General features: G+C 75.5%; 3 protein-coding genes. All 3 read left to right on the top strand.

What is annotated here, in order from left to right; translation table 11 throughout:
• Positions 1-57 precede the first annotated feature (57 nt).
• Entirely contained in the window at positions 58-21,927 is a 21,870-nt protein-coding gene (locus tag CHF15_RS11460) for a non-ribosomal peptide synthase/polyketide synthase (RefSeq protein ID WP_410169632.1), read from the top strand.
• Entirely contained in the window at positions 21,924-22,130 is a 207-nt protein-coding gene (locus tag CHF15_RS11455; protein ID WP_089223619.1) for an MbtH family protein, read from the top strand. Before CHF15_RS11460 ends, CHF15_RS11455 begins: the two co-directional genes overlap by 4 nt.
• Before the next feature lie 159 nt (positions 22,131-22,289).
• Entirely contained in the window at positions 22,290-24,113 is a 1,824-nt protein-coding gene (locus tag CHF15_RS11450; RefSeq protein WP_089223618.1) for a hypothetical protein, read from the top strand.
• Positions 24,114-24,144 lie beyond the last annotated feature (31 nt).

Below are 24,144 nucleotides of genomic sequence, written 5' to 3'. Positions count from 1 at the left end.
CGAGCGGTCGCGGCTCGTCCGAGTCGGATCCGCACGTCTGGGGAGGCACGGGCACCTGTGTCGGGTAACGAAGAACTGGTGACGACGGCAAAGGACTTCTGGCGCGAGCGGCTGATTCCGCTCGCACAGGAGACCGTCCTCCCCATCGACCTCCCGTATCCGCAAGAACCCGCGGGACCCACCGCGGTCCGCTCCCGCGCGCTGCCCGGCACGCACGCGGGGGAGGAAGCGCACCTGGCGGCGTACGTCGCCCTGCTCCACCACTACGGCGGCGGCGCCACCGACCTCGTCCTCGCCCACGACGGGCTGCCGCTGCGCGTCGCCCTCACCGCGGACACCACCTTCGCCGGGCTCACCGCGGGGGTCCGCGAGGCCGCGGAGCAGGCCCGAGCCCACCGCGTCCCCGCCGACGCACTCGCCGCCGAACTGGGCGCCGCGCAGACCCGCGGCGGCGGCCTCCTCTGCAACACCGGCTTCGCCGCGGGCGACTGGGCCGGCGGCCCGCTCGACCTCGCACTGCGGGTGACACCCGGCGAGGTCCACGCGTCGTACCGCCCCGGCCTCTTCGAGACGCCGACCGTCGACCGGATCCTCGGCCACTACGCCACCCTGCTCGCCGACGCCACCGCGCACCCGGGCCGCGCCGTCGGGGACCTCGTGCTGCTGGACGGACCGGAACGGCACCGCGTCCTCCACGAGTGGAACGACACCGGGCACGACGTCCCGCTCGCCACCTGGCCCGCCATGTTCGCCGAGCAGGTCCGCACCCGGCCCGACGAGACCGCCCTGGTCTTCGAGGACGTCCGCCTCACCTACGCCGAACTCGACGCCCGCGCCAACCGGCTGGCCCACGCCCTGGCCGCCCGGGGCGCCGGTCCCGAGACGGTGGTGGCGCTGGCCGTGCCGCGCTCGGCCGAACTCATCGTCGCCGAGGTCGCCGTGCTCAAGTCCGGCGCCGCCTACCTGCCGGTCGACACCGACTACCCCGCCGACCGCGTCGCCTACATGCTCACCGACGCCGCCCCCGTCTGCCTCCTCACCACCGCCGAGGTCGCCGCCGAGCTGCCCGGCGAGGTGCCCACGCTGATCGTCGACGCCCCGGACACCGTCGCCGAACTCGCCGGGCTGCCGGACCACGCCCCCGACCTCGACGGCCGGCTGACCGTCGCCAACGCCGCCTACGTCATCTACACCTCGGGCTCCACCGGCCGGCCCAAGGGCGTGGTCCTCTCCCACGCGGGTGTCGCCAAGCTCGTCGCCACCCAGAGCGAGCGCTTCGGCATCGGCCCGCACAGCAGGGTGCTCCAGTTCGCCTCCCCGAGCTTCGACGTCGCCTTCTGGGACCTGTGCCTCGGCCTGCTCTCCGGCGGACGACTCGTCGTCGTGCCCTCGGAGCGGCGCGTCCCGGGGCCGGCGCTCGCCGACTACGCGAACGCCAACGGCATCACCTTCATGATCCTGCCGCCCGCGCTGCTCGCCGCCATGCCCGACGACGTGCACCTGCCCGCGGAGGCGACGCTGCTCGCCGGCACCGAGCGGGTCTCGCCCGAACTCGTCGGCCGCTACGCGCGCGGCCGCATGATGTTCAACGCCTACGGCCCGACCGAGGCGACCACCAACTCCACCCTCGGCCTGTGCGACCCCGACACCCCGGCCGGCACCATTGTCCCCATCGGCGTGCCCGACCCCGGCACCCGCGCCTACGTGCTCGACGCCCGGCTGCGACCGGTCCCCGCGGGCGTCGCGGGAGAGCTCTACCTCGGCGGCGCCGGACTCGCCCGCGGCTACCTCGGGCGGCCCGACCTGACGGCCGAGCGCTTCGTCGCCGACCCCTTCGGCGAGCCGGGGGAGCGGCTGTACCGCACCGGCGACCTCGTGCGCTGGAAGGTCGACGGACGCCTGGAGTTCCTCGGCCGCGTCGACAGCCAGGTCAAGATCCGCGGCTTCCGCATCGAGCCCGGCGAGATCGAGTCCGTGCTGCGCGCCCACCCCGCCGTCGCCCAGGCCGCCGTCGTCGTCCGCGAGGACCGGCCCGGCGACCGGCGGCTGGCCGCGTACGTCGTGCCGTCGCTCGACGGCGAGGCCGAGGTCGCCGAGTGGAAGGACCTGCACGAACTCCTGTACTCCGCGGCGGGTTCCGAGGGTTTCCGGGAGAACTTCGCCGGCTGGAACAGCATGTACGACGGGCTGCCCATCCCGCTCGCCGACATGCGCGAGTGGCGCACGGCCACCGTCGAGCGCATCGCCGCGCTCGCGCCGCGCCGCGTCCTGGAGATCGGCGTCGGCAGCGGCCTGCTGCTGTCCCGCCTGGCCCCCGGCTGCGAGGCGTACTGGGGCACCGACGTCTCCGAGGAGGCCGTCGCCGCGCTGCGCGCCCAGATCCGCGACGTGCCGGAACTCGCCGGGCGCGTCGAGCTGTCGGCCCGCCCCGCGCACGACATGGCGGGCTTGCCCGAGGGGCACTTCGACGTCGTCGTCATCAACTCCGTCGCCCAGTACTTCCCCGGCGCGGACTACCTCGAGGACGTGCTGCGCAAGGCCGCCGCGCTGCTCGCGCCCGGCGGCGCCCTCTTCGTCGGCGACGTCCGCAACCTGCGGCTGCTGCGCACCCTGCGCGCCGCCGTGGAGGGCCGCCGCGGTGCGGGCGGCGGGGCCGACGCCGGCGCCGCCGGCGACAAGGAGGCGCTGCGCGCCGCCGTCGACCGCTCGGTGGCCTGGGAGGGCGAACTCCTCGTCGACCCGGACTGGTTCGCGGGCCTCGACGGCTTCGCCGCGCAGGTGCGCGTCAAGCGCGGCACCCACCACAACGAGCTGACCCGCTACCGCTACGACGTCGAACTGCGCCCGGCGACGGAAGCCGCCCCCGACACGGCCGAGGAGATCGCCTGGGCCGCCCTCGGCGGCCTGGACGCCCTGGACACCCGGCTCGCCGCGCGCCCGGAGCGGCTGCGCGTCACCGCCGTGCCCAACGCCCGCCTCGCCGAGGACCTCGACGCCCTCGCCGTCCTCGACGACAGCAGCCGCCCCGGCGCCGACGGCGCCGGCAGCGTCGATCCCGAAGCGCTGCACGAACTCGCCGCGCGCTACGGCCTGTCCGCCGCCCTCACCTGGACCGGCGACGCGGACGACGGCAGCGTCGACGCCGTCTTCGTCCCCGAGGGCGCCGACCCCGGACCGCTCTACCGGCCCGGCGGCGGCCGCCCCCTCGCCAACCGGCCCGCCCCCTTCCGGGACGTCACCGCGCTGATGCGGACGCTGCGCGCGCACGCCGCGGAATTCCTGCCGGAGTACATGGTTCCCGCGGCCCTCGTGCCCCTGGACCGCCTCCCGGTCACGCCCAGCGGCAAGCTCGACGGCGCCGCCCTGCCCGTCCCCGACTACGCCGCCCTCAGCTCGGGCCGCACCCCGCGCGACGCCCGCGAGGAACTGCTGTGCGCCCTGTACGCACGGGCCCTCGGCGTGCGGACCGTCACGATCGACGACGACTTCTTCGCCCTCGGCGGCGACAGCATCGTCGCGATCCAGCTGCTGGTGCTCGCCCGCCGCGCCGGGCTGCGCCTCACCCCGCGCGACGTGTTCCGCCACCGCACCGTCGCCGCGCTCGCCGAGGTCGCCCGGGAGGGCGGCCCGGACGACGACGCCGCCGGGGACGAGGACGCGCCCCTGGTGTCGCTGGCGGACGCCGAACTGGCCGCCGTACGCGGCGACCTGACGGTCGGCGTCGACGAGGTGCTGCCGCTCGGCCCGCTGCAGGAGGGCTTCTTCTTCCACGCCCTCGTCGACGGCGCCGAGCACGACACCTACGTCGTCCAGCAGGCCGTCGAGCTGTCCGGCCCCGTCGACGGCGCCGCGCTGCGCCGCGCCATGGAACGGCTCCTGGAGCGGCACGCGCCGCTGCGCGCCTGCTTCCGCCAGCTCCCCGACGGCCGGCCCGTCCAGCTCGTCACCGCCGGCGCCGTGCTGCCCTGGCGCGAGGTCGACCTGTCCGCGCAGGACGGCGACGTGCGCCGGGGCCTCGCGGACGCCGTCGCCGCCGACGAGCGGTCCCGCCCCTTCGACCTGGCCCGGCCGCCCCTGCTGCGCTGCGCGCTCGTCCGCCTGGGCGCGGACCGCAGCCGCCTGCTGCTGACGTTCCATCACATCGTCGCGGACGGCTGGTCGCTGCCCGTCCTGCACCGCGAGCTGATGGCCCTGTACGCCCCCGACCCGGCGCCCCTGCCCGAGGTGCCCGCCTACGCCGGCTACCTGCGCCGCGTCGCCGCCGCCGACCAGGACGCCGCCCGCGCCGCGTGGCGTACCGCGCTCGCCGGGCTGGAGGGCCCGACACGCCTTGTGGACGCGCCCGCCGACGGCGGCCCGGTGGAGCCCGCGCAGATCCGCGTCGAGCTCTCCGAGCGTGCCACGGCCCGCCTCGCGGCCCGCGCCCGGGAACTCGGCGTCACCCTCGGCACCGTCGTGCAGGGCGCCTGGGGCCTGCTGCTGGGCCGGCTGACCGGACAGCAGGACGTCGTCTTCGGCACCACCGTCTCCGGTCGCGACGTCGCCGTCGACGGCATCGACTCCATGGTCGGCCTGTTCATCAACACCCTGCCGACCCGGTTCGCCTGGGACCCGGCCACCGCTCTCGGCGCGCTGCTGCGCCGCCTGCAGGACGAGCAGAGCGCCCTGCTGGACCACCAGCACCTCGGCCTCGCCGAGATCCAGCGTGCCGCCGGGCACGCGGGTGGCGGCGAACTCTTCGACACGCTCGTCGTCTTCGAGAACTACCCCGCCGAGACCGGACTCGCCGACCCCTCGGGCACCGTGCGCGTCACCGGCCACGCCTTCCACGACACCGTGCACTACCCGCTCGCGCTCATCGTCAAGCCCGGCCGCCGCATGGACCTGCGGCTCAAGCACCACGCGCGCAGGATCGACGCCGACGCCGTCCGCGCCCTCGGCGCCCGGCTCACGCTGCTGCTGGAGGCGATCGCCGACGACCCCGGCCGCCCGGTGGCCGCCGTCGACCTGCTCACCCCGCGCGAGCACGACACCGCCCACCTGGAAGGCGCCGTCCGCGCCGTCCCCGGCACCACGCTGCCCGCCGCCATCGCCGAGCAGACCGCCCGTACACCCGGCGCGACCGCCGTCGTGTACGGCGACACCACCCTCACGTACGCCGAACTCGACGCGCGCGCAGAGGCACTGGCCGCGCGGCTGCGCGCCCGCGGCGCGGGCCCCGGGCGCTTCGTGGCCGTCGCGGTCCCGCGCTCGGCGGAGCTGATGGTGGCGCTGCTCGGCGTCCTCAAGTCCGGCGCGGCCTATCTGCCCGTCGACCTGGACTACCCGGCGGAGCGCGTCGCCTACATGCTCGCCGACTCCGGTGCGGCCACCGTCGTCACCACGGCGGCCGACATCCCGCGGCTGCCCGCCGTGGAGGGTCTGACGCCGCTGCTGGTCGACGCCCCTGCCGGGGACGACGCCGACACCGTCGCGGGCGACGCGGCCGGCCCCGACGACCCTGCGTACCTCATCTACACCTCCGGCTCCACCGGCCGTCCCAAGGGCGTCGTCGTCACCCACCGCGCCATCGTCAACCGCCTCGCGTGGACGCAGGCTGAGTACGGCCTGACGGCCGGCGACCGCGTCCTGCAGAAGACCCCCTCCAGCTTCGACGTCAGCGTGTGGGAGTTCTTCTGGCCGCTGTGCGAGGGCGCCGCCGTCGTCCTCGCCCGGCCGGACGGGCACCGCGACCCGGCCTACCTCGCCGGACTCGTCCGCGAACAGCGGATCACCACCATGCACTTCGTGCCCTCCATGCTGGAGGCTTTCCTCAGCACCCCGGAGGTGACCGCCGACGCGTCGTGGGCGGCGAGCCTGCGCCGCGTCCTGAGCAGCGGCGAGGCCCTGCCCGGCGGTGCCGCCGAGCGCTGGCGGGCGCTCACCGGAGTGCCGCTGCACAACCTCTACGGCCCCACCGAGGCCGCCGTCGACGTCACCCACCACCCCTTCGACGGCGCCCCGGACACCACCGTGCCCATCGGGCGCCCCGTGTGGAACACCGGACTGCGGGTGCTGGACGCCTGCCTGCACCCGGTGCCGGAGGGTGTGCCCGGCGAGCTCTACCTGACGGGTGTGCAGCTCGCCCGCGGCTACCACGGCCGCTCCGCGCTCACCGCCGAGCGATTCGTCGCCGACCCCTACGGCGCGCCGGGCGCCCGCATGTACCGCACCGGCGACCTCGTGCGTCGCCGTGCCGATGGAATCGTGGAGTACCTGGGCCGCACCGACCGCCAGGTCAAGCTGCGCGGCAACCGCATCGAGCCCGGCGAGACCGAGGCAGCGCTCGTACGGCTCCCGGAGGTCGCCCAGGCCGCGGTGACGGTGCGCGAGCAGCGCCTCGTCGCGTACGTCGTCCCGACGCGCGACTCCCGGCCGGACACCGCCGCCCTGCGCACCGCCGTGGCCGACGTGCTGCCCGCGCCGCTCGTCCCTGACGCCTTCGTGGTGCTGGACGCACTTCCGCTGACCCCCAGCGGCAAGCTCGATCGCGCCGCGCTCCCCGCGCCCGAGGCCGAACGCGCCGCCGCCCGCGCCCCGCGCACCGACCGCGAGCGGACGCTGACGGAGGTCTTCGCCGCCGTCCTCGGCCTGCCGGACGCAGGGCCCGACGACGACTTCTTCCTCCTCGGCGGCGACAGCATCAGCTCCATCGGTGTGGCCAGCCGCGCCCGCGCCGCCGGTCTCGAACTGACCCCGCGCGACGTCTTCGAGCACCGCACCCCCGCCGCCCTCGCCCTGGCCGCCCGCACCGGCGCCGCCGCCGCGGACCGCACCGGGCCCGTCCGCCCGGAGCTGACGCCGGAGGAGACCGGGCGCGTCCACCGCGCCGCCGGGGGAGCGGTCACCGAGGTCTGGCCGCTCGCGCCCCTCCAGGAAGGCCTGTTCTTCCACTCTGCCTACGACGACGGCGCCCTGGACGTCTACACCGTCCACGAGACCTTCGACTTCGCCGAGCGCCTGGACGAGGACCGGCTGCGCGCCGCCGCCCGCACCCTGCTCGCCCGCAACCCGGGCCTGCGCGCCGGGTTCACCAGCGACGGGCTGCGCCAGCCCGTGCAGTTCATCGTCGCCGAGCCCGAGGTGCCGCTGGAGACGGCCGACCTGTCGGCCCTGCCCGCCGCCGAGCAGGAGGCGCGGCTGCGCGCCCTGATGGACGAGGAGCGCACCCGCCGCTTCGACCTGTCGGCGCCGCCCCTGTTCCGCATGCTGCTCGTACGCCGCGGCGCGGAGCACGGCGACCGCCTCGTCATCGGCCGCCACCTGATCCTGTGGGACGGCTGGTCCGCCTGGCTCTTCCTCGACCAGCTCTTCGCCCTCTACGCGGCGGGCGGCGACGACGCGGGACTGCCGCGCCCCGGCTCCTACGGGGACTACCTGGCCTGGCTCGGCACCCAGGACGACGCCGCCGCGACCGCGGCCTGGCGCACCGCCCTGGCGGGCCTGGAGGAGCCCACCCTGCTCGTCCCGGCCGTCGCCGACGCGGGCCTGGAACCCGTCATCCCCGAGCAGCTGGACGCGCTGCTCCCCGCGGAACTCGGCGACTCGCTGCGCGAACGGGCCCGCGCCCACGGCCTCACCCTCAACACGGTGCTCAACGCCGCCTGGGGCCTGACCCTGGCCTCCGCGACCGGCCGCACCGACGTCGTCTTCGGCACGACCGTCGCGGGCCGGCCCACCGAAGTGCCGGACGTCGAGCACGTCATCGGCATGTTCCTCAACACCGTCCCCGCACGCGTCGCCCTCGACCCGGCGGAGACCGTCCTCGACCTGCTGCGGCGCATCCAGGGCGAACGGCTGGAACTCATGCCGTACGAGTACCTGGGCCTCGGCGTGCTGCAGGCCGAGACCGGCCACCGGCGGCTGTTCGACACCCTCTTCGTCCTGCGCAACAACGACACCGAGGACCGGCTGGAGCGGCTGCGCACCGAGCACGGCGCCACCGCCGTCGCCAACGTGGACGCCACGCACTACCCCGTCAACCTGATCGTGACGCCGGGACAGCGCGTCCTCGTCACCCTCGCGCACCGGCCCGACGTCGTCCCGCACGAGTCCGCCCGCGCGCTGCTGGACCGCTTCACGCTGCTGCTGGAACGCATGGCGGAGGACCTGACGGCCCCCGTCGGCCGTCTCGACCCGCTGCTGCCCGCCGAACACGCCGCCCTGGAGAGGGAGTGGGCCGGCAGCCGCGTTCCCGACCCCACCGAGACCGTCGCCGACCTGCTCGCCGCACAGGCCGCCCGGACCCCGGACGCCACGGCGCTCGTCTTCGGCGAGCGCACCCTGACCTACGCCGAGCTGGACGCCGCCGTGAACCGCACGGCCCGGCTGCTGCTCGCCCGCGGCGCGGGACCGGAGAAGGTCGTCGCGCTGGGCCTGCCGCGGTCCCTGGACATGGTCGTGGCCCTCTTCGCCGTACTGCGCACCGGCGCCGCCTACCTGCCACTGGAACTGGACCACCCCGCCGACCGGCTCTCCCTGATGCTGGAGGACGCCCGCCCGCTGCTGCTTCTGACGAACGCCGCCGTCTCCGCCACCCTGGACGCCGGCACCCCGCGCGTTCTCCTTGACGACCCGGCCGTCGCCGGCGAGCTGGCCAGGCTGTCCGACGCCCCGGTCCTCGCGGACTTCAGCCTGGAGCACCCCGCGTACGTCATCTACACCTCGGGCTCCACCGGCCGCCCCAAGGGCGTCGTCACCCCCTACCGGGGCCTGACGAACATGCAGCTCAACCACCAGAAGGAGATCTTCGAACCGGCCATCGCGTCCGCGGGCGGGCGGCGGCTGCGCGTCGCGCACACCGTCTCCTTCGCCTTCGACATGTCGTGGGAGGAACTGCTGTGGCTCGTCGAGGGCCACGAGGTGCACGTCTGCGACGAGGAGTTGCGCCGCGACGCCCACGCCCTGACCGCCTACTGCGAGCGGCACCGCATCGACGTCGTCAACGTCACCCCGACCTACGCCCGGCTGCTCATCGAGGAGGGGCTGCTCGAAGGGCACGTCCCGCCGCTGGTGCTGCTCGGCGGCGAGGCCGTCCCCGAGACGGTCTGGACACGGCTGCGCGACACCGAGGGCACTTACGGCTACAACCTGTACGGCCCGACCGAGTACACCATCAACACCCTCGGCGGCGGCACCCACGACAGCGCCACCCCGACCGTCGGCCGCCCGATCCGCGGCACCCGCGCCCACATCCTCGACGCCTGGCTGCGCCCGGTACCGGACGGTGTGCCCGGCGAGCTGTACATCGCGGGCATCGGCCTGGCCCGGGGCTACCTGGACCGGCCGGCGCTGACCTCCGAGCGGTTCGTCGCCGACCCCTTCGGCGAGCCCGGCGAGCGGATGTACCGCACCGGCGACCTGGTGCGGCGCGGCCCGGAAGGGAACCTGGACTTCCTCGGGCGCACCGACGACCAGGTGAAGATCCGCGGCTACCGCGTCGAGCCCGGCGAGATCGAGAGCGCCCTCAGCCGCCATCCGCGCGTCTCCCAGGCCGCCGTCGTCGTCCGCGACGACCGGCTGGTGGGCTACGTCGTCCCGGCCCCCGCCGACGCCGCCGAGCGCGAGTCCACCGAGCGCGCCCAGGTCGGCGAGTGGCAGGAGATCTACTCCGACGAGTACGAGGAAATCTCCACCGCCGTCTTCACCGAGGAGTACGCGGGCTGGGACAGCTCCTACGACGGGCAGCCCATCCCCTTCGACGACATGCACGAGTGGCGCGAGGCCACCCTCGCCCGCATCCGCGAACTGCGCCCGCGCCGCGTCCTGGAGATCGGCGTCGGCTCCGGCCTGCTGCTGTCCCGGCTGGCCCCGGAGGCCGAGGCGTACTGGGCCACCGACTTCGCCGCCCCCGTCATCCGCAAGATCGGCGAGGAGCTGCGGCGCGACCCGGAGCTGGCGGCGAAGGTCGAGCTGCGCTGCCGGCCCGCCGACGACCTGGAGGGGCTGCCCACCGGGTACTTCGACACGGTCGTCGTCAACTCCGTCATCCAGTACTTCCCGAGCGCGGCCTACCTGGAGTCGGTCGTGCGCGGCGCCATGGAGCTGCTCGCCCCCGGTGGCGCGCTCTTCGTCGGCGACGTCCGCAACCTTCGGCTCGCCCGCACCTTCCACTCCGAGATCCAGCGCGCCCGGGGCACCGGCGGCGCGGAGTTCGAGCGGGCCGTGGAGCGCGGCCTGCGCCTGGAGAAGGAACTCCTGGTCGACCCCGACTTCTTCGCGAACCTCGGGTACGGACTCGACCTGCGCACCAAGCGCGGACACCACCACAACGAGCTGACCCGGCACCGCTACGACGCCGTGCTCTACCGCGCGGAGCCCTCCCTCCGGCTCGGCGACGAGCCCGAGGCGGCCTGGTCGCCAGGGCTTCCCGAGCGGTTGCGCGAGGAGCGCCCCGAGCGGCTGCGCGTCACCGGCGTGCCGGACGGCCGCGTCCGGCCGGACGGCGTGGACCCGGAGGCCCTGCACGACCTGGGCGCCGGTCTCGGATACCGCGTGCTCACCACGTGGGGTGCCGAGACGGGCACCTACGAGGCCGTGTTCGTCCCCGCCGGCGTCACCGGCACGACCGCCGGGCTGTACCGGGCGGGCGGCGGCAGCGCACCGTACGCCAACGAACCCGCGGCGGCCCGCGACGCGAGCGCCCTCGTGCGCGTGCTGCGCGAGGACCTCAAGCGCGAACTGCCCGAGTACATGGTCCCGGCGGCCTTCGTCACCCTCGACCGGCTGCCGATGAACGCCAACGGCAAGCTCGACGTCCGGGCGCTCCCCGACGCGGAACCGGCCGTCGCCCTCGGCGGCGGACGAGGACCGCGCACCCCGCAGGAAGAGGTGCTGTGCCGCCTGTTCGCCGAGGTGCTGGGGCTGCCGTCGGTGGGCGCCGAGGACGGCTTCTTCGACCTGGGCGGCCACTCGCTGCTCGCCACCCGCCTGGTCAGCCGGGCCCGCACCGAACTCGGTGCCGAGCTCGCCATCCGCGACCTCTTCGAGGCCCCGACGCCCGCCCTGCTCGCGGTCCGCGCCGACGCCGGACGTCCCGCGCGCCCCGCGCTCACCGCGGCCGCCGAACGGCCCGGCCTCGTTCCGCTGTCCGCCGCGCAGCGCCGACTGTGGCTGGTGGAACGCCTCACCGGCGGCGGCGCGGCGTACAACTTCCCGCTGGTCTTCCGGCTGCGCGGTGCCCTCGACACCGACGCCCTGCGCCTGGCCCTGGGCGACGTCGCGGGCCGCCACGAGGCGCTGCGCACCCTCGTCGGCGAACAGGACGGCGAGCCGTACCAGCGGATCGTCCCCGCCGCCGAGGCCGTGCCGGAGTTCTCCGTCGCCGAGTGCGCCGAGGCCGACCTCCCCCGGCTCGTCGCAGGAGCCCAGCGCCGCCCCTTCGACCTGTCGGAGCAACTGCCGCTGCGCTGCGAGGTGTTCCGGGTCGGTGCGGACGACCACGTAGTGGCCGTCGTGCTGCACCACATCACCACCGACGAGTGGTCCGACCGCCCCTTCATGGCGGACTTGACGGCCGCCTACGCCGCCCGCGCCGCGGGCTCCGCCCCGGCCTGGCAGCCGCCGCCCGTCCAGTACGCGGACTACACCCTCTGGCAGGAGCGTCTCCTCGGCACGGTCGGCGGCACACAACTCGCCTACTGGACCGAGCGGCTGCGCGACCTGCCCGAGGAACTGAGGCTGCCGCTCGACCGGCCGCGTCCCGCCGCACCCACCGGCGCGGGGGCGATCGTGCGCGGCGAGGTCCCGGCGGACCTCGGCCGGGAGCTGCGGGAGCTGTCCACCGCGACCGGCACCAGCATGTTCATGCTCTTCCAGGCCGCGACCGCCGCTCTGCTGCACCGCCTCGGCGCGGGCGAGGACGTCCCTCTGGGCGCGCCCATCGCCGGCCGCACCGACAGCGGTCTGGACGACCTCGTCGGCTTCTTCGTCAACACCCTCGTGCTGCGCACCGACCTGTCCGGCGAGGCACTGACGTTCCGTCAGCTGCTGGGCCGTGTCCGGGAGTCCGCGCTGGCGGCCTTCGAGCACCAGGACATGCCCTTCGACCGGGTCGTGGAAGCGGTGAACCCGCCGCGTGCGGCGGGCCGCAACCCGCTGTTCCAGGTCATGCTCGGCTACCACCACCGCCCGGACGGCGACCCCGACGTCTTCGGGCTGCCCACCGAGTGGTTCGACATGGACACCGGCACGGCCAAGTTCGACCTCGACTTCACCTTCGTCGACCACGGCGAGGCGCACCCGCTGGCGCTGCTGCTGGAGTACGCCACCGACCTGGCCGACGAGGCCACCGCCGCGCTGCTCGTCGCCCGGCTGGTCCTGCTGCTGCGGCAGGCCGCGGCCCACCCCGACCTCCCGCTGGCCGGGTTCGACCTGCTCACGCCCGCCGAGCACGAGGCCGCCGCCGTCGCATGGAACGACACGGCACGGCACCCCGCCGAGACCCGCGCGGTGCCGGAGATCCTCGCCGACACCGTCCGGTCCCACCCGGAGCGGACGGCGCTGGTCACCGCCGAGGGCGCCCTGACCTTCGCCGAACTGGGCGCCCGCGTCGACGCCATCGCCGCGCTGCTGCGCGGACACGGCGCCGCCGAGGACGCCGTCGTCGGCCTCGCGCTGCCGCGGCACGCCATGGTCCCCGCGATCCTCGGCGTGCTCGCCTCGGGCGCCGGCTACCTGCCGCTGGATCCCGCACTGCCCACCGAGCGCCTGGAGTTCATGCTCCGCGACGCGGGCCCGGTCTGCCTGCTGACCACCGCCGAACTCGCCGAACGCCTCCCGGCCGTGCCGGGTGCCGTGCGTCTGCTGCACGACGGCCCGCCCGCCGAGGGCGAGTTCACGCGCCCGGCCGGGTACCCGGCGCTGAGCGCCGCGTACACGATCTACACCTCCGGCTCCACCGGCACCCCCAAGGGGGTCGTCGGTACCCACCGGGGCCTGTCCAACCTCTTCGGCGCGCACCTGCGCGACATGATCGAACCGGCCGTCCGCGCCACCGGCCGCGAGGTCCTGAAGGCCGCGCACACCGCCTCGTTCAGCTTCGACGCCTCCTGGGACCCGCTGCTGTGGCTGCTCGCGGGCCACGAGCTCCACGTCGTCGACGAGACGACGATGACGGAGCCCGCCGCGCTCCTGGCGCACCTGGAGGCACAGGCCGCCGACTACGTCGACCTCACCCCGACCTACCTGGGTGAGCTCATGCACCACGGCTTCCTCGCCCCCGGCGGCCACGCCCCCGCCGTCCTGACCGTCGGCGGCGAGGCCACCCCGCCCGCCCTGTGGCAGCGGCTGGCGGCGCTCCCCGGCACCGAGGTGCACGACCTGTACGGGCCCACCGAGTCGTCCGTCGACGCCTACGGACGCCACAGCGGTCCCCCCGAGTGGGCGGCGCCGCTGGACAACACACGCGCGTACGTCCTCGACGAGCGGCTGCGCCCGGCACCGCTCGGCGTGCCCGGCGAGCTCTACCTCGCCGGTGCGGGCCTGGCCCGCGGCTACCTCGGCCGGCCGGACCTGACGGCCGAGCGGTTCGTCGCCGACCCGTACGGCCTCCCCGGCGAGCGCATGTACCGCACGGGCGACCTGGCGCGCCGCAGGGCCGACGGTTTCCTGGAGTACCTTGGCCGCACCGACGACCAGGTCAAGATCCGCGGCTTCCGCGTGGAGCCCGGCGAGATCGATTCCGTGCTCACCGCCGGTCCCGGTGTGTCGGCGGCCGCCGTCCTCGTCCGCGAGGACACCCCCGGCGTGCCGCGCCTGGTCGCGTACGTCGTCCCCGCCCCCGGCCACGAGCCCGACCCGGCCGCGCTGCGCGCCCGCGTCGCCGCCGCGCTGCCCGAGCACATGGTCCCCGCGGCGTTCGTCGCCCTCGCGGCCCTGCCGCGCACCGTCAACGGCAAGCTGGACCGCGCGGCGCTGCCCGCGCCCGACCTCTCCTCGGCCGTCGGCGGCCGCCTGCCGCGTACCCCGCGCGAGGAGCTGCTGGCCGGGCAGTTCGCCGCCGTGCTGGGCCTGGAACGGGTCGGTATCGACGACGACTTCTTCGCCCTCGGCGGGCACTCGCTGCTCGCGATGCGCCTGATCAGCCGCGTCCGCACCGTGCTCGGCGCGGAGGTGACGCTGCGGGCCGTCTTCGACGCGCCCACGGTCGCCCGGCTCGCCGCCCTCCTGGAGGGCCCCGGCGCCGGGGAGCGCCCGGCCCTGACCACCGGCCGCGCCCTGCCCGAGCGGCTGCCGCTGTCCTCCGCCCAGCACCGGCTGTGGCTGCTGCACCAGGTCGACGGCGCCGACCCCTCCTACAACCTCCCCGCCGCCTGGCGTCTCACCGGGGCCCTCGACCGTGCCGCGCTCGAGGAGGCGCTGAACGACCTCGTCGCCCGCCACACCACCCTGCGCACGGTCTTCCCGGCCGTGGACGGTGTGCCCCACCAGCACGTCCTGGCCCCGGAGCGGGCGCGCGTGACGCTCGGCGGCGCATCGCCGGACGAACTGCCCGCGATCGCCGCCCGGCCGTTCGACCTGGAGCGCGAACTCCCGTTGCGCGCGGCCCTGTCCGCGACCGGGCAGGACGAGCACGTACTGCTGCTGGTGCTGCACCACATCGCCACCGACGAGTGGTCCGACCGGGCCCTGCTCGCCGGCCTCGGCACCGCCTACGCCGCGCGCGCCGCCGGCCGCGCCCCCGACTGGGCGCCGCTTCCGGTGAGTTACGCCGACTACACGCTCTGGCAGCGCGAACTGCTGGAGCACTCCGGCGACGACCTGCTCGCCTACTGGACCGAGACCCTGCGCGGCCTCCCCGAGGAACTGGCGCTGCCCACCGACCGGCCGCGCCGCCTGGAGTCCTCCCACACCGGCGGCACCGTGGGCTTCACGATCCGGCCCGAACAGGAACGCGCCCTGCGCGCGCTCGCCCGCCGCGAGGGCGCCAGCATGTTCATGGTGTCCCAGGCCGCCGTCGCCGCCCTGCTCCACCGGCTCGGCGCGGGCGACGACATCCCGCTCGGCGCGCCCGTCTCCGGACGCGCGGACGAGCGACTGGAGGACCTGGTCGGCTTCTTCGTCAACTCCCTCGTGCTGCGCACCGACCTGTCCGGCGACCCGGGCTTCGCCGAGCTGCTGCGTCGCGTCCGGGCGGCCGACCTGGCCGCGTACGAGCACCAGGAACTGCCCTTCGAGCGCCTGGTCGAGGCACTCAACCCGGGCCGCTCGCTGGCCCGCCACCCGCTGTTCCAGGTGATGGTCGTCCACCTCGCCGAGCGCGCCGGGGCGCCCGTGCTGCCGGGCCTCACGGCGCGGCCGGAGCCGCTCGCCCAGGACACCGCCAAGTTCGACCTCAGCTTCGACTTCGTCGAGCAGGGCGAGGGCAACGGCGTCCAGGGCTGGATCGAGTACAGCGCCGACCTCTTCGACCGGTCGACCGCCGAACTCCTCGCCCGCCGCATGGAACGGCTGCTGGAGCAGGCCGCCGCCGAACCGGAGCGGCCGATCGGGCACCTCGACGTACTGGACGACGGCGAACGCGCCCGCGTCCTGGAGGAGTGGAACGCCACCGGCCACCCCGTGTCCGCCCTCACCCTCCCCGAGCTGTTCCGCGCCCAGGCCGCGGCGAGCCCGTCCGCGCCCGCGCTGCTGGTGGAGGACACCGCCGTCGGGTACGCGGAGCTGGACGCCCGCGTCGAACGCCTCGCCCACGTCCTCGCGGGCGCCGGCGTCGGCCCGGAGACCACGGTGGCGGTCGCGCTGCCCCGCACCGCGGCCCTGGTCGTCACCCTGCTCGCCGTCCACCGCGCCGGCGGCGCCTACCTGCCGCTGGACACCGGCTACCCCGCGGAGCGGCTGGCGTTCATGCTCGCCGACGCCCGCCCGGCGTGCGTCGTCACCACCGACGGCGTGGCCCTGCCGGACACCGGCGCGCCGCGCCTGCTGGTCGACGCCGACGGCACACCGGCGGCGGACGCCCCCACCGGCCCGCTCCCGCAGGCCTACGACCCGCGCCGGCCCGCCTACGTCATCTACACCTCCGGCTCGACCGGCCGCCCCAAGGGCGTCGTCGTACCGCAGGAGGGCATCGTCAACCGCCTGCTGTGGATGCAGGACACCTACGGCCTGACCGCCGAGGACCGCGTGCTGCAGAAGACGCCGGCCGGCTTCGACGTGTCGGTCTGGGAGTTCTTCTGGCCGCTGATCACCGGTGCGACGCTCGTCGTCGCCCGCCCCGAGGGCCACAAGGACCCCGCCTACCTGGCGCGGCTGATCCAGCGGTCCGGCGTCACCACGGCGCACTTCGTGCCGTCGATGCTGCGCGCCTTCCTCGACGAGCCCGCCGCGGCCGGCTGCACGGGCCTGCGCCGCGTCATCTGCAGCGGCGAGGCGCTCCCCGCCCCGCTCGCCGCCCGTTTCCACGAGGTGCTGGGCGCAGCCGGGCTGCACAACCTGTACGGCCCCACGGAGGCGTCCGTCGACGTCACCGCCCACCAGGTCACGCCGGGGGCGGCCACCGTCCCGATCGGCCGCCCGGTGTGGAACACCCGCGCCCGTGTGCTGGACGCCTCGCTGCGCCCGGTTCCCCCGGGCGTACCGGGTGAGCTGTACCTCGCCGGCGTCCAGCTGGCGCGCGGCTACCTCGGGCGGTCCGCGCTGACCGCCGAGCGCTTCGTCGCCGACCCGTACGGGGAACCGGGGAGCCGCATGTACCGCACCGGCGACCTGGCCCGCTGGACCCGCGACGGCGAGCTGGAGTACCTGGGGCGCGCCGACGACCAGGTCAAGCTGCGCGGCTTCCGCGTGGAACCGGGCGAGATCGAGGCCGCGGTGACCCGGCGTCCCGAGGTCGCCTCGGCCACCGTCCTGCTCCGCGACGAGCGCCTGGTGGCCTACGTCGTCCCCGCCGCCGGGCAGGAGCCCGACCCGGCGGCCCTGCGCGCCGACGCCGCCGCCGCGCTCCCGGAGCACATGGTGCCCGCCGCCTTCGTCGTCCTGGACACCCTCCCGCTGACGCCGAACGGCAAGCTCGACCGCGCGGCACTGCCCGCGCCGGACTTCGCCGCCCAGGTCACCGCGACCGCGCCGCGCACCCCGCGCGAGGAGCGCATGTGCGAACTCGTCGCGGCCGTCCTCGGCCTCGAACGCGTCGGCGCGGACGACGACTTCTTCACCCTCGGCGGGGACAGCATCGTCGCCATGCAGCTCGTCGTCCGGGCCCGCGCCGCCGGGCTGACGATCACGCCGCGCGACGTCTTCCGCCACAAGACCCCCGCGGGCCTGGCGGCCGTCGCCGCCGACACCGTCCGCCGGGACGCGGCAGCCGGCACCGATCTGCTGCCCGGCCTCACCGACGCCGAACGCGCCGAACTCCCCGGCACCGGAACGGCCGAGCCGCTCCCGCTCTCCCCGCTCCAGGCCGGCCTGCTCTTCCACGCCTCCTTCGACTCCGGCGACCAGGGCCCCGACGTCTACACCGTCCAGGTGTCGTACGACATCGAGGGCGCGCTCGACCCCGAGCGGCTGCGCGCCGCCGGGCAGGCCCTGCTCGACCGGCACGAGAGCCTGCGCGCGGGGTTCCGCTACCTCTCCTCCGGCCGCCCCGTGGCCGTCGTGCCGCGCTCGGTGCCGCTGCCGTGGCGCCACGTCGACCTCACGGCCGTCCCGGACGCCGAGGCGGAGTGGGAACGCCTCCTCCTGCAGGAACGCCGCCGCTTCGACCCCGCGGAACCGCCGCTGCTGCGGCTGCTGCTGGCCCGGACCGGCGACGGCGGCCACCGCCTCGTCCTGTCCCACCAGCACCTGCTGCTCGACGGCTGGTCGGTGCCCCGCCTGATGGCGGAGCTGACCGCCCTCCACGACGGGACCACCCCGCCCGCCACCGCCCCCTACCGCGACTACCTGCGCTGGCTCGCCGAGCAGGACACGGCGGCCTCCGCGGCCGCCTGGGCCGCGGCCCTGGACGGACTGGAGGAGCCCACCCACCTGGTGCCCGCCGACGCCAACCGGGCGCCGGTCGTGCCGCGCACCCACACGGTGGAGGCGGACGAGGAGCTGACGCTTGCGCTCGGCGCGCTCGCCCGGCGCCGCGGCCTCACCGTCAACACCCTCGTACAGGCCGCCTGGGGGGTCGTGCTGTCCCGGCTGACCGGCCGTGACGACGTGGTGTTCGGCGCCACCGTGGCCGGACGCCCGCCGGAGCTGGACGGCGTCGAGTCCATGATCGGCCTGTTCATCAACACCGTGCCGGTCCGTGTCCGGCTGCGTCCGCAGGAACCGGTCGGCGCCCTGCTGGACCGCCTCCAGGACGAGCAGTCACGCCTGCTGCCGCACCAGCACCTGGGCCTCGCCGACATCCAGCGCGGCGCCGGGCTCGGCGACCTCTTCGACACGCTGATGGTCTTCGAGTCCTACCCGGTCGCGGAGGATCCGGAGGAGCCGGGGCTGCGCCTGTCCGTGCGCGAGCACGAGGACTCCACGCACTACCCGTTCGCCTGGGCCGTCGAGCCCGACGAACGCCTGGGCCTCACAGCCGAGTTCCGCCCCGACCTGTTCACCCCGGCCGCCGCCGGCCGCATCGCCTCGGCCATGCTCCGCGTCCTGACGGCCATGGCCGCCGACCCGGACACCGCCGTCGGCCGCATCGACATCCTCAGCGACGCCGACCGGCGCCTGCTGCTGGAGACCTGGAACGACACGGCCACGCTCCCGCGGGCCGCCGACGCCACCGTCCCCGCCCTGTTCGCCGCGCAGGCCGCGGCGTCCCCGGACGCGGTCGCCGTCACCGACGCCTCCGTGACCCGGACCTTCGCCGAACTCGCCGCGCACACCGGACGGCTCGCCCGCGTGCTGGCCGGCGCGGGCGCGGGCCCCGAGGGGATCGTGGCGCTGGCCCTGCCGCGCACCGCCGACCACATCACGGCGATCCTCGCCGTCATGACGGCCGGCGCCGCCTACCTGCCCATCGACCCCGACCTGCCCGCCGACCGCGTCCTCGACATGCTCGCCGACGCCAGGCCGAGGCTGATCCTGACCACCCGGGAACTCGCCGGTTCCCTCCCCGCGACCGACGTCCCGGTGCTGTACCTGGACGCCCTCGACGGGCTGCCCGAGGCGGACCCGCAGGCCCCGGCGCCCGACCACCCGGCGTACGTCATCTACACCTCCGGCTCGACGGGCCGCCCCAAGGGCGTCGTCGTGACCCAGCGCAGCCTCGCCAACCTCTTCCACAGCCACCGCCACGACCTCCACGACCGCGCCAGGGAACTGACCGGCCGCCGCCACCTGCGGGTCGGCCACGCATGGTCGTTCTCCTTCGACGCCTCCTGGCAGCCGCAGCTGTGGCTGCTGGACGGGCACGCGCTGCACATCGTGGACGACGAGACACGCCGCGACGCGGAGCGCCTCGCCGCCCTCATCCGCGCCGAGGGGCTGGACTTCATCGAGGTCACCCCGTCGCTGCTCGCACAGATGGCCGACGCGGGCCTGATCCAGGGCGGGCACTGCCCGCTGGCCGTGGTCGGGGTCGGCGGCGAGGCCGTACCCGACGCCCTCTGGTCGCGCCTGGCGGCGCTGGAGTCCACCGAGGCCTTCAACCTGTACGGGCCGACCGAGGCCACCGTCGACGCCCTCGTCGGACGGGTCGCCGACAGCGACAAGCCCGTCGTGGGCCGCCCGGTCCGGTGCACGCGGGCCCACGTCCTCGACGCCTCGCTGCGCCTGGTCCCGCCCGGCGTCACCGGCGAGCTGTACCTGTCCGGCGCCGGGCTCGCCCGCGGCTACCTGGGCCGCCCCGACCTGACGGCCGAACGCTTCGTCGCCGACCCGTACGGGCCGCCCGGCGCGCGCATGTACCGCACCGGCGACCTCGCCCGGTGGACCGAGGAGGGGCAGCTGGAGTACGCCGGCCGCTCCGACGACCAGGTCAAGATCCGCGGCTACCGGGTCGAGCTCGCCGAGGTCGAGACCGCCCTCGCCGCGCACGACACGGTGGCCCGGGTCGTCGTCGCCGCCCGCGAGGACCGGCCCCGCGTACGGCAGCTCGTCGGCTACGTCGTCCCCGCCGAGGGCCGCACCGCCGACCCCGCCGCCCTGCGCGCCCACGTCGCGGCGAGCCTGCCGGAGTACATGGTCCCGGCCGCCGTGGTCGTCCTGGAGCGGCTGCCGCTGCTGTCCAACGGCAAGCTGGACCGCAAGGCGCTGCCCGCCCCCGACTTCACCGCGGGCACCGGCGGGCGCAGGCCCGGCAACGACACCGAACGCACCCTGTGCGGCATCGTCGCCGAGGTGCTGGGCCTGCCCGCGGAGGCCGTCGGCACCGACGACGACTTCTTCGCCCTCGGCGGCGACAGCATCGTCGCCATGCAGTTCGTCAGCCGGGCCCGCGCGGCCGGACTGCGGATCACCCCCCGGCAGGTCTTCCAGCACCGCGACGTGGCCTCGCTCGCCGAGGCCGCCGTCCCGCTCGCCGGCGACGAACTGGTCCGCACCCACGACGACGGCACCGGCCTCGTCCCGCTCACCCCGATCATGCACGCTCTGCGCGAGCGCGGCGGTCCCGTCTGGGGCTACCACCAGGCCGCGCTCCTGCAGACCCCGGCCGGCATGGACGAGGACGGCCTGCTGGCGGTTTTGCGCGCCGTCGCCGACCGGCACGACATGCTCCGCGCCCGCCTGGAACGCACACGCACCCAGCCCTGCCACAAGGGCGACGGCGGCGAGCAGTGGGCGCTGCGCGTGCCCGCCCCGGGCACCGTCGACGTGGCGTCCTGGCTCGCCCGCGCCGACGTGACCGGTGCGGACGACACCGCGCTGCGCGAGGCGATCGCCGCCCACGCGGTCACCGCGCGGGCCGGACTCGACCCGGACACCGGCAACATGGTGCGCGCCGTGTGGTTCGACGCCGGCCCCGGGCGGCCGGGTCGGCTGCTGCTGCTCCTGCACCACCTCGTCGTCGACGGCGTGACTTGGCGCATCCTGCTGCCCGACCTGGAGGCCGCCTGGGCGGCCGTCGCGGCGGGCCGCGCCCCGGAACTGCCCCCGGTGGACGTCTCCTTCCGCCGCTGGTCCGAACTGCTCACCGCCCGCGCGCAGGACCCCTCCCGCGAGGACGAACTGCCCCGCTGGACCTCGGTCCTCGCGGACGGCGCCGGGCTGCCGCTGGCCCGCCCGCTGGACACGGAACGCGACACCGTGGAGAGCACCCGCTACCTGTCGCTGACCCTGCCCGCCGACGTCACCGGGCCGCTGCTCGGGCGGGTGCCCGCCGCGTACGGCGCGAGCGTCAACGACGTGCTGCTGACCGCCTTCGCGCGGGCCGTCGCCGACTGGCGGACCAGGGTGCTCGGCGCCGAGCCCGGCAGCGCCGTCCTCGTCGACCTCGAAGGCCACGGCCGCGAGGAGGAACTCGCGGGCAACGCCGACCTGTCCCGCACCATCGGCTGGTTCACCAGCGTCGTGCCGGTCCGTCTCGACCCGGGCCCCGCGGGCCTCGACCCCGACGAGGCCGTCGCCCGCGTCCGCGAGCACCTGACCGCCGCGCCCACCGGCGGCGTCGGACACGGCCTGCTGCGCCACCTCAACCCGGTCACCGGGTCCGAACTGGCCCGGCTCGCCGAACCGCAGATCGAGTTCAACTACATGGGCCGCTTCGACGTCCCAGAGGCCGCCGACTGGTCGTACGCGCCGGAGGGCGACGCCGCCGACCTCGACGCCGACCCCGGGATGCCCATGTCCCACGCCCTCACCCTCAACGCCCTCACCGAGGACCGCCCCGGCGGCCCCGAACTGAGCGCCCACTGGGCCTACGCCGGCGAACTCCTCACCGAGGAGGCCGTCCGGGATCTGGCGCAGACCTGGTTCCGGGCCCTTGCGGCCCTGGTCACACGGAAGGAAACCACCCGATGAGCAGCAACCCCTTCGAGAACCCCGACGGCGTCTACTCCGTCCTGGTCAACGCCGAGGGCCAGCACAGCCTGTGGCCGGACTTCGTCACCGTCCCCGCCGGCTGGACGGTCGCCCACGGCCCGGCCGGCCGCCAGGAGTGCCTGGAGTACGTGGAGACCCACTGGACGGACCTCCGCCCGAAGAGCCTCGCCGAGGGTCGGTAACCGCGACGCCGAAGGGGCCGCCCCGCACCGTGCGGGGCGGCCCCTTGCGTGCCCCGGCCGGCGGATCCGGCCGACCACGGCCGTAATTCCGTCGACGAAGTGTGAGCAGGCCTGGCAGGCTGCGCACATGACCTACCGAATCGAGTCCCACCCCGCCCGGTGAGCGCCCGGGAAGAGCGCGACGCGCTCACCCTTCCGCCCGCCCTGTACGACCGCGCCCTGCACCTGCTGCGCGAATCCCCGGACGGGCTGCCGCCCCGGCGTGGGCACTCCCTCCCGGGGAAGGCCGCGTCAGCCGGTCCGCACCTGACCCGGGACGAGGTCAGGGCCGCCGTCCGCGCGGCCCTCGACCCACTGCCGGACGACTCACTCACCCTCCACCACCGCTTCGCCCGGCTCGGCATCGGGGACCGCCACAGGCACCTGATCGGCTCCGCCGTCGAGGAGTTGCCGCTGCCGGAGGAGCAGCGGGATGCGGCCCGGGCACTGGCCCGGCAGCTGACCAGGACCGGTACCACCGCGCCCGCCGTCATGGCGGGCATTGCCCTCCTCATCCGCCTCGGCGAGCCCGAGGACGTTCCGCACCTCGCCGCACTCGGGGTGTTCCGGCAGCTCACCGGCTTGGCCGTGAACGCCCTCGACCGACTGGACCGCAGGTCCGCGGCCGTCGTCCACCTCGCCACCTTCGCGGCCGACGAGCTGCGGCCGCTCGTCCGCGCCCTCCGGACGGGAGACGAGCACGCGGTCCTCGCGGAGGTGACCGCCCTTCCCGACCCGCTCCACCGAGCCGGCGCCGGGGACGCTCGCCGGATCGCGGAGGCGGCCCGGCTGCCCGAGCTGCTCGATCGGCATCCCCGCGACACGGCACTTCTCGCCCGGGCGGTCAGCCTGCTCGTGCGGATGGGGTGCTCGTACGACGACCCGAGCCACCTCCTCGCCTACCGGGAGGCACTCGCCCTGTACGAGAGGGTCGTCACACGCGCCGGCCTCCTGCCGCCGACCCTCGACCACCACGCCACCCTGCTCTCGCTCGCCCTCGACATGAGCAGTGGCTCCGCGGCGCTCCTGGACTGGCCAGAGGACCGGCGTGCGGCGCTGCTCGACACACTCGGGCGGCTGCTGGCCGAACCACGATGGACCTCGCAGACGGAGATCCCCGAAGGCACCGCGGAGCAGCGGCGGCGGGCGGGCTGGATCCGGCGCACCGGGCGGGGGCTGTTCACCCTCCCGGCCACGGCCGGCCGGCTGCGCATCGAGGTGGTGGCGGGTGACCCGGTGGACCGGGACCGGGTCGAGACCCGCATCCTCGTCGACGGCCGCCCCGTCGTCCCGGCGCTCTTCTCCCGCGGTCCCGCAAACAGCCCCGAACTCCTCCTGGAGGAGGGGCGACTGCGCGCCGGTCCTGAGCCTCGCGAGGTGCAACTCGCGGAGGCGGGCTGTACGGAGGGCTGCTGCGGGGCGCTCCACGTCACGATCCGGCGCGACGGGGACCAGGTGGTGTGGTCGAACTGGCGCCGGGCGCTGCCCGGTTCCGAGGAGCCCGCGCCCCAGCAGGCGCCGTACCGCTTCGACGCCGCGGCCTACGACGCGGAGGTCGCCCGCGCGGAGACCGACCGCGGGTGGTCCTGGCGGGTTCGCACGGTGGCCCGCCTCATCAAAGCGGGTCTCGTGGCGGATCCCGATCTGCTGGGCAGGTGGGATGCGAGCCGGGGCTGGATCAGCAGCAGCTTCGACGACCGGGCGGACACCACCGTGGTGACCTTCTGGTACGTGCCCGGACTCGCCTCGGGGAACCCCGACCGGCCCGACAGCCCGCTCCAGTTCCGGTGGGACATCGCCGACGACGGCACACCGCCCGAGGCACAGGCCGCGGCCGCGTTGCTGCGCCTCGCCGGGGAGGACCCGAAGACCTACGCACGGGTGTGCGGCGGTACCCGGGAGCGCGCTCGGGAACTCGGGTACCCGTGGCCGGACACCTGGTGACCGGCACCGGGCCGACACGAAGCCGCCCGGT

The organism is Actinacidiphila glaucinigra (assembly GCF_900188405.1).
GTDB lineage: Bacteria > Actinomycetota > Actinomycetes > Streptomycetales > Streptomycetaceae > Actinacidiphila > Actinacidiphila glaucinigra.
This window is presented reverse-complemented; position numbering and strand designations above follow the sequence as displayed.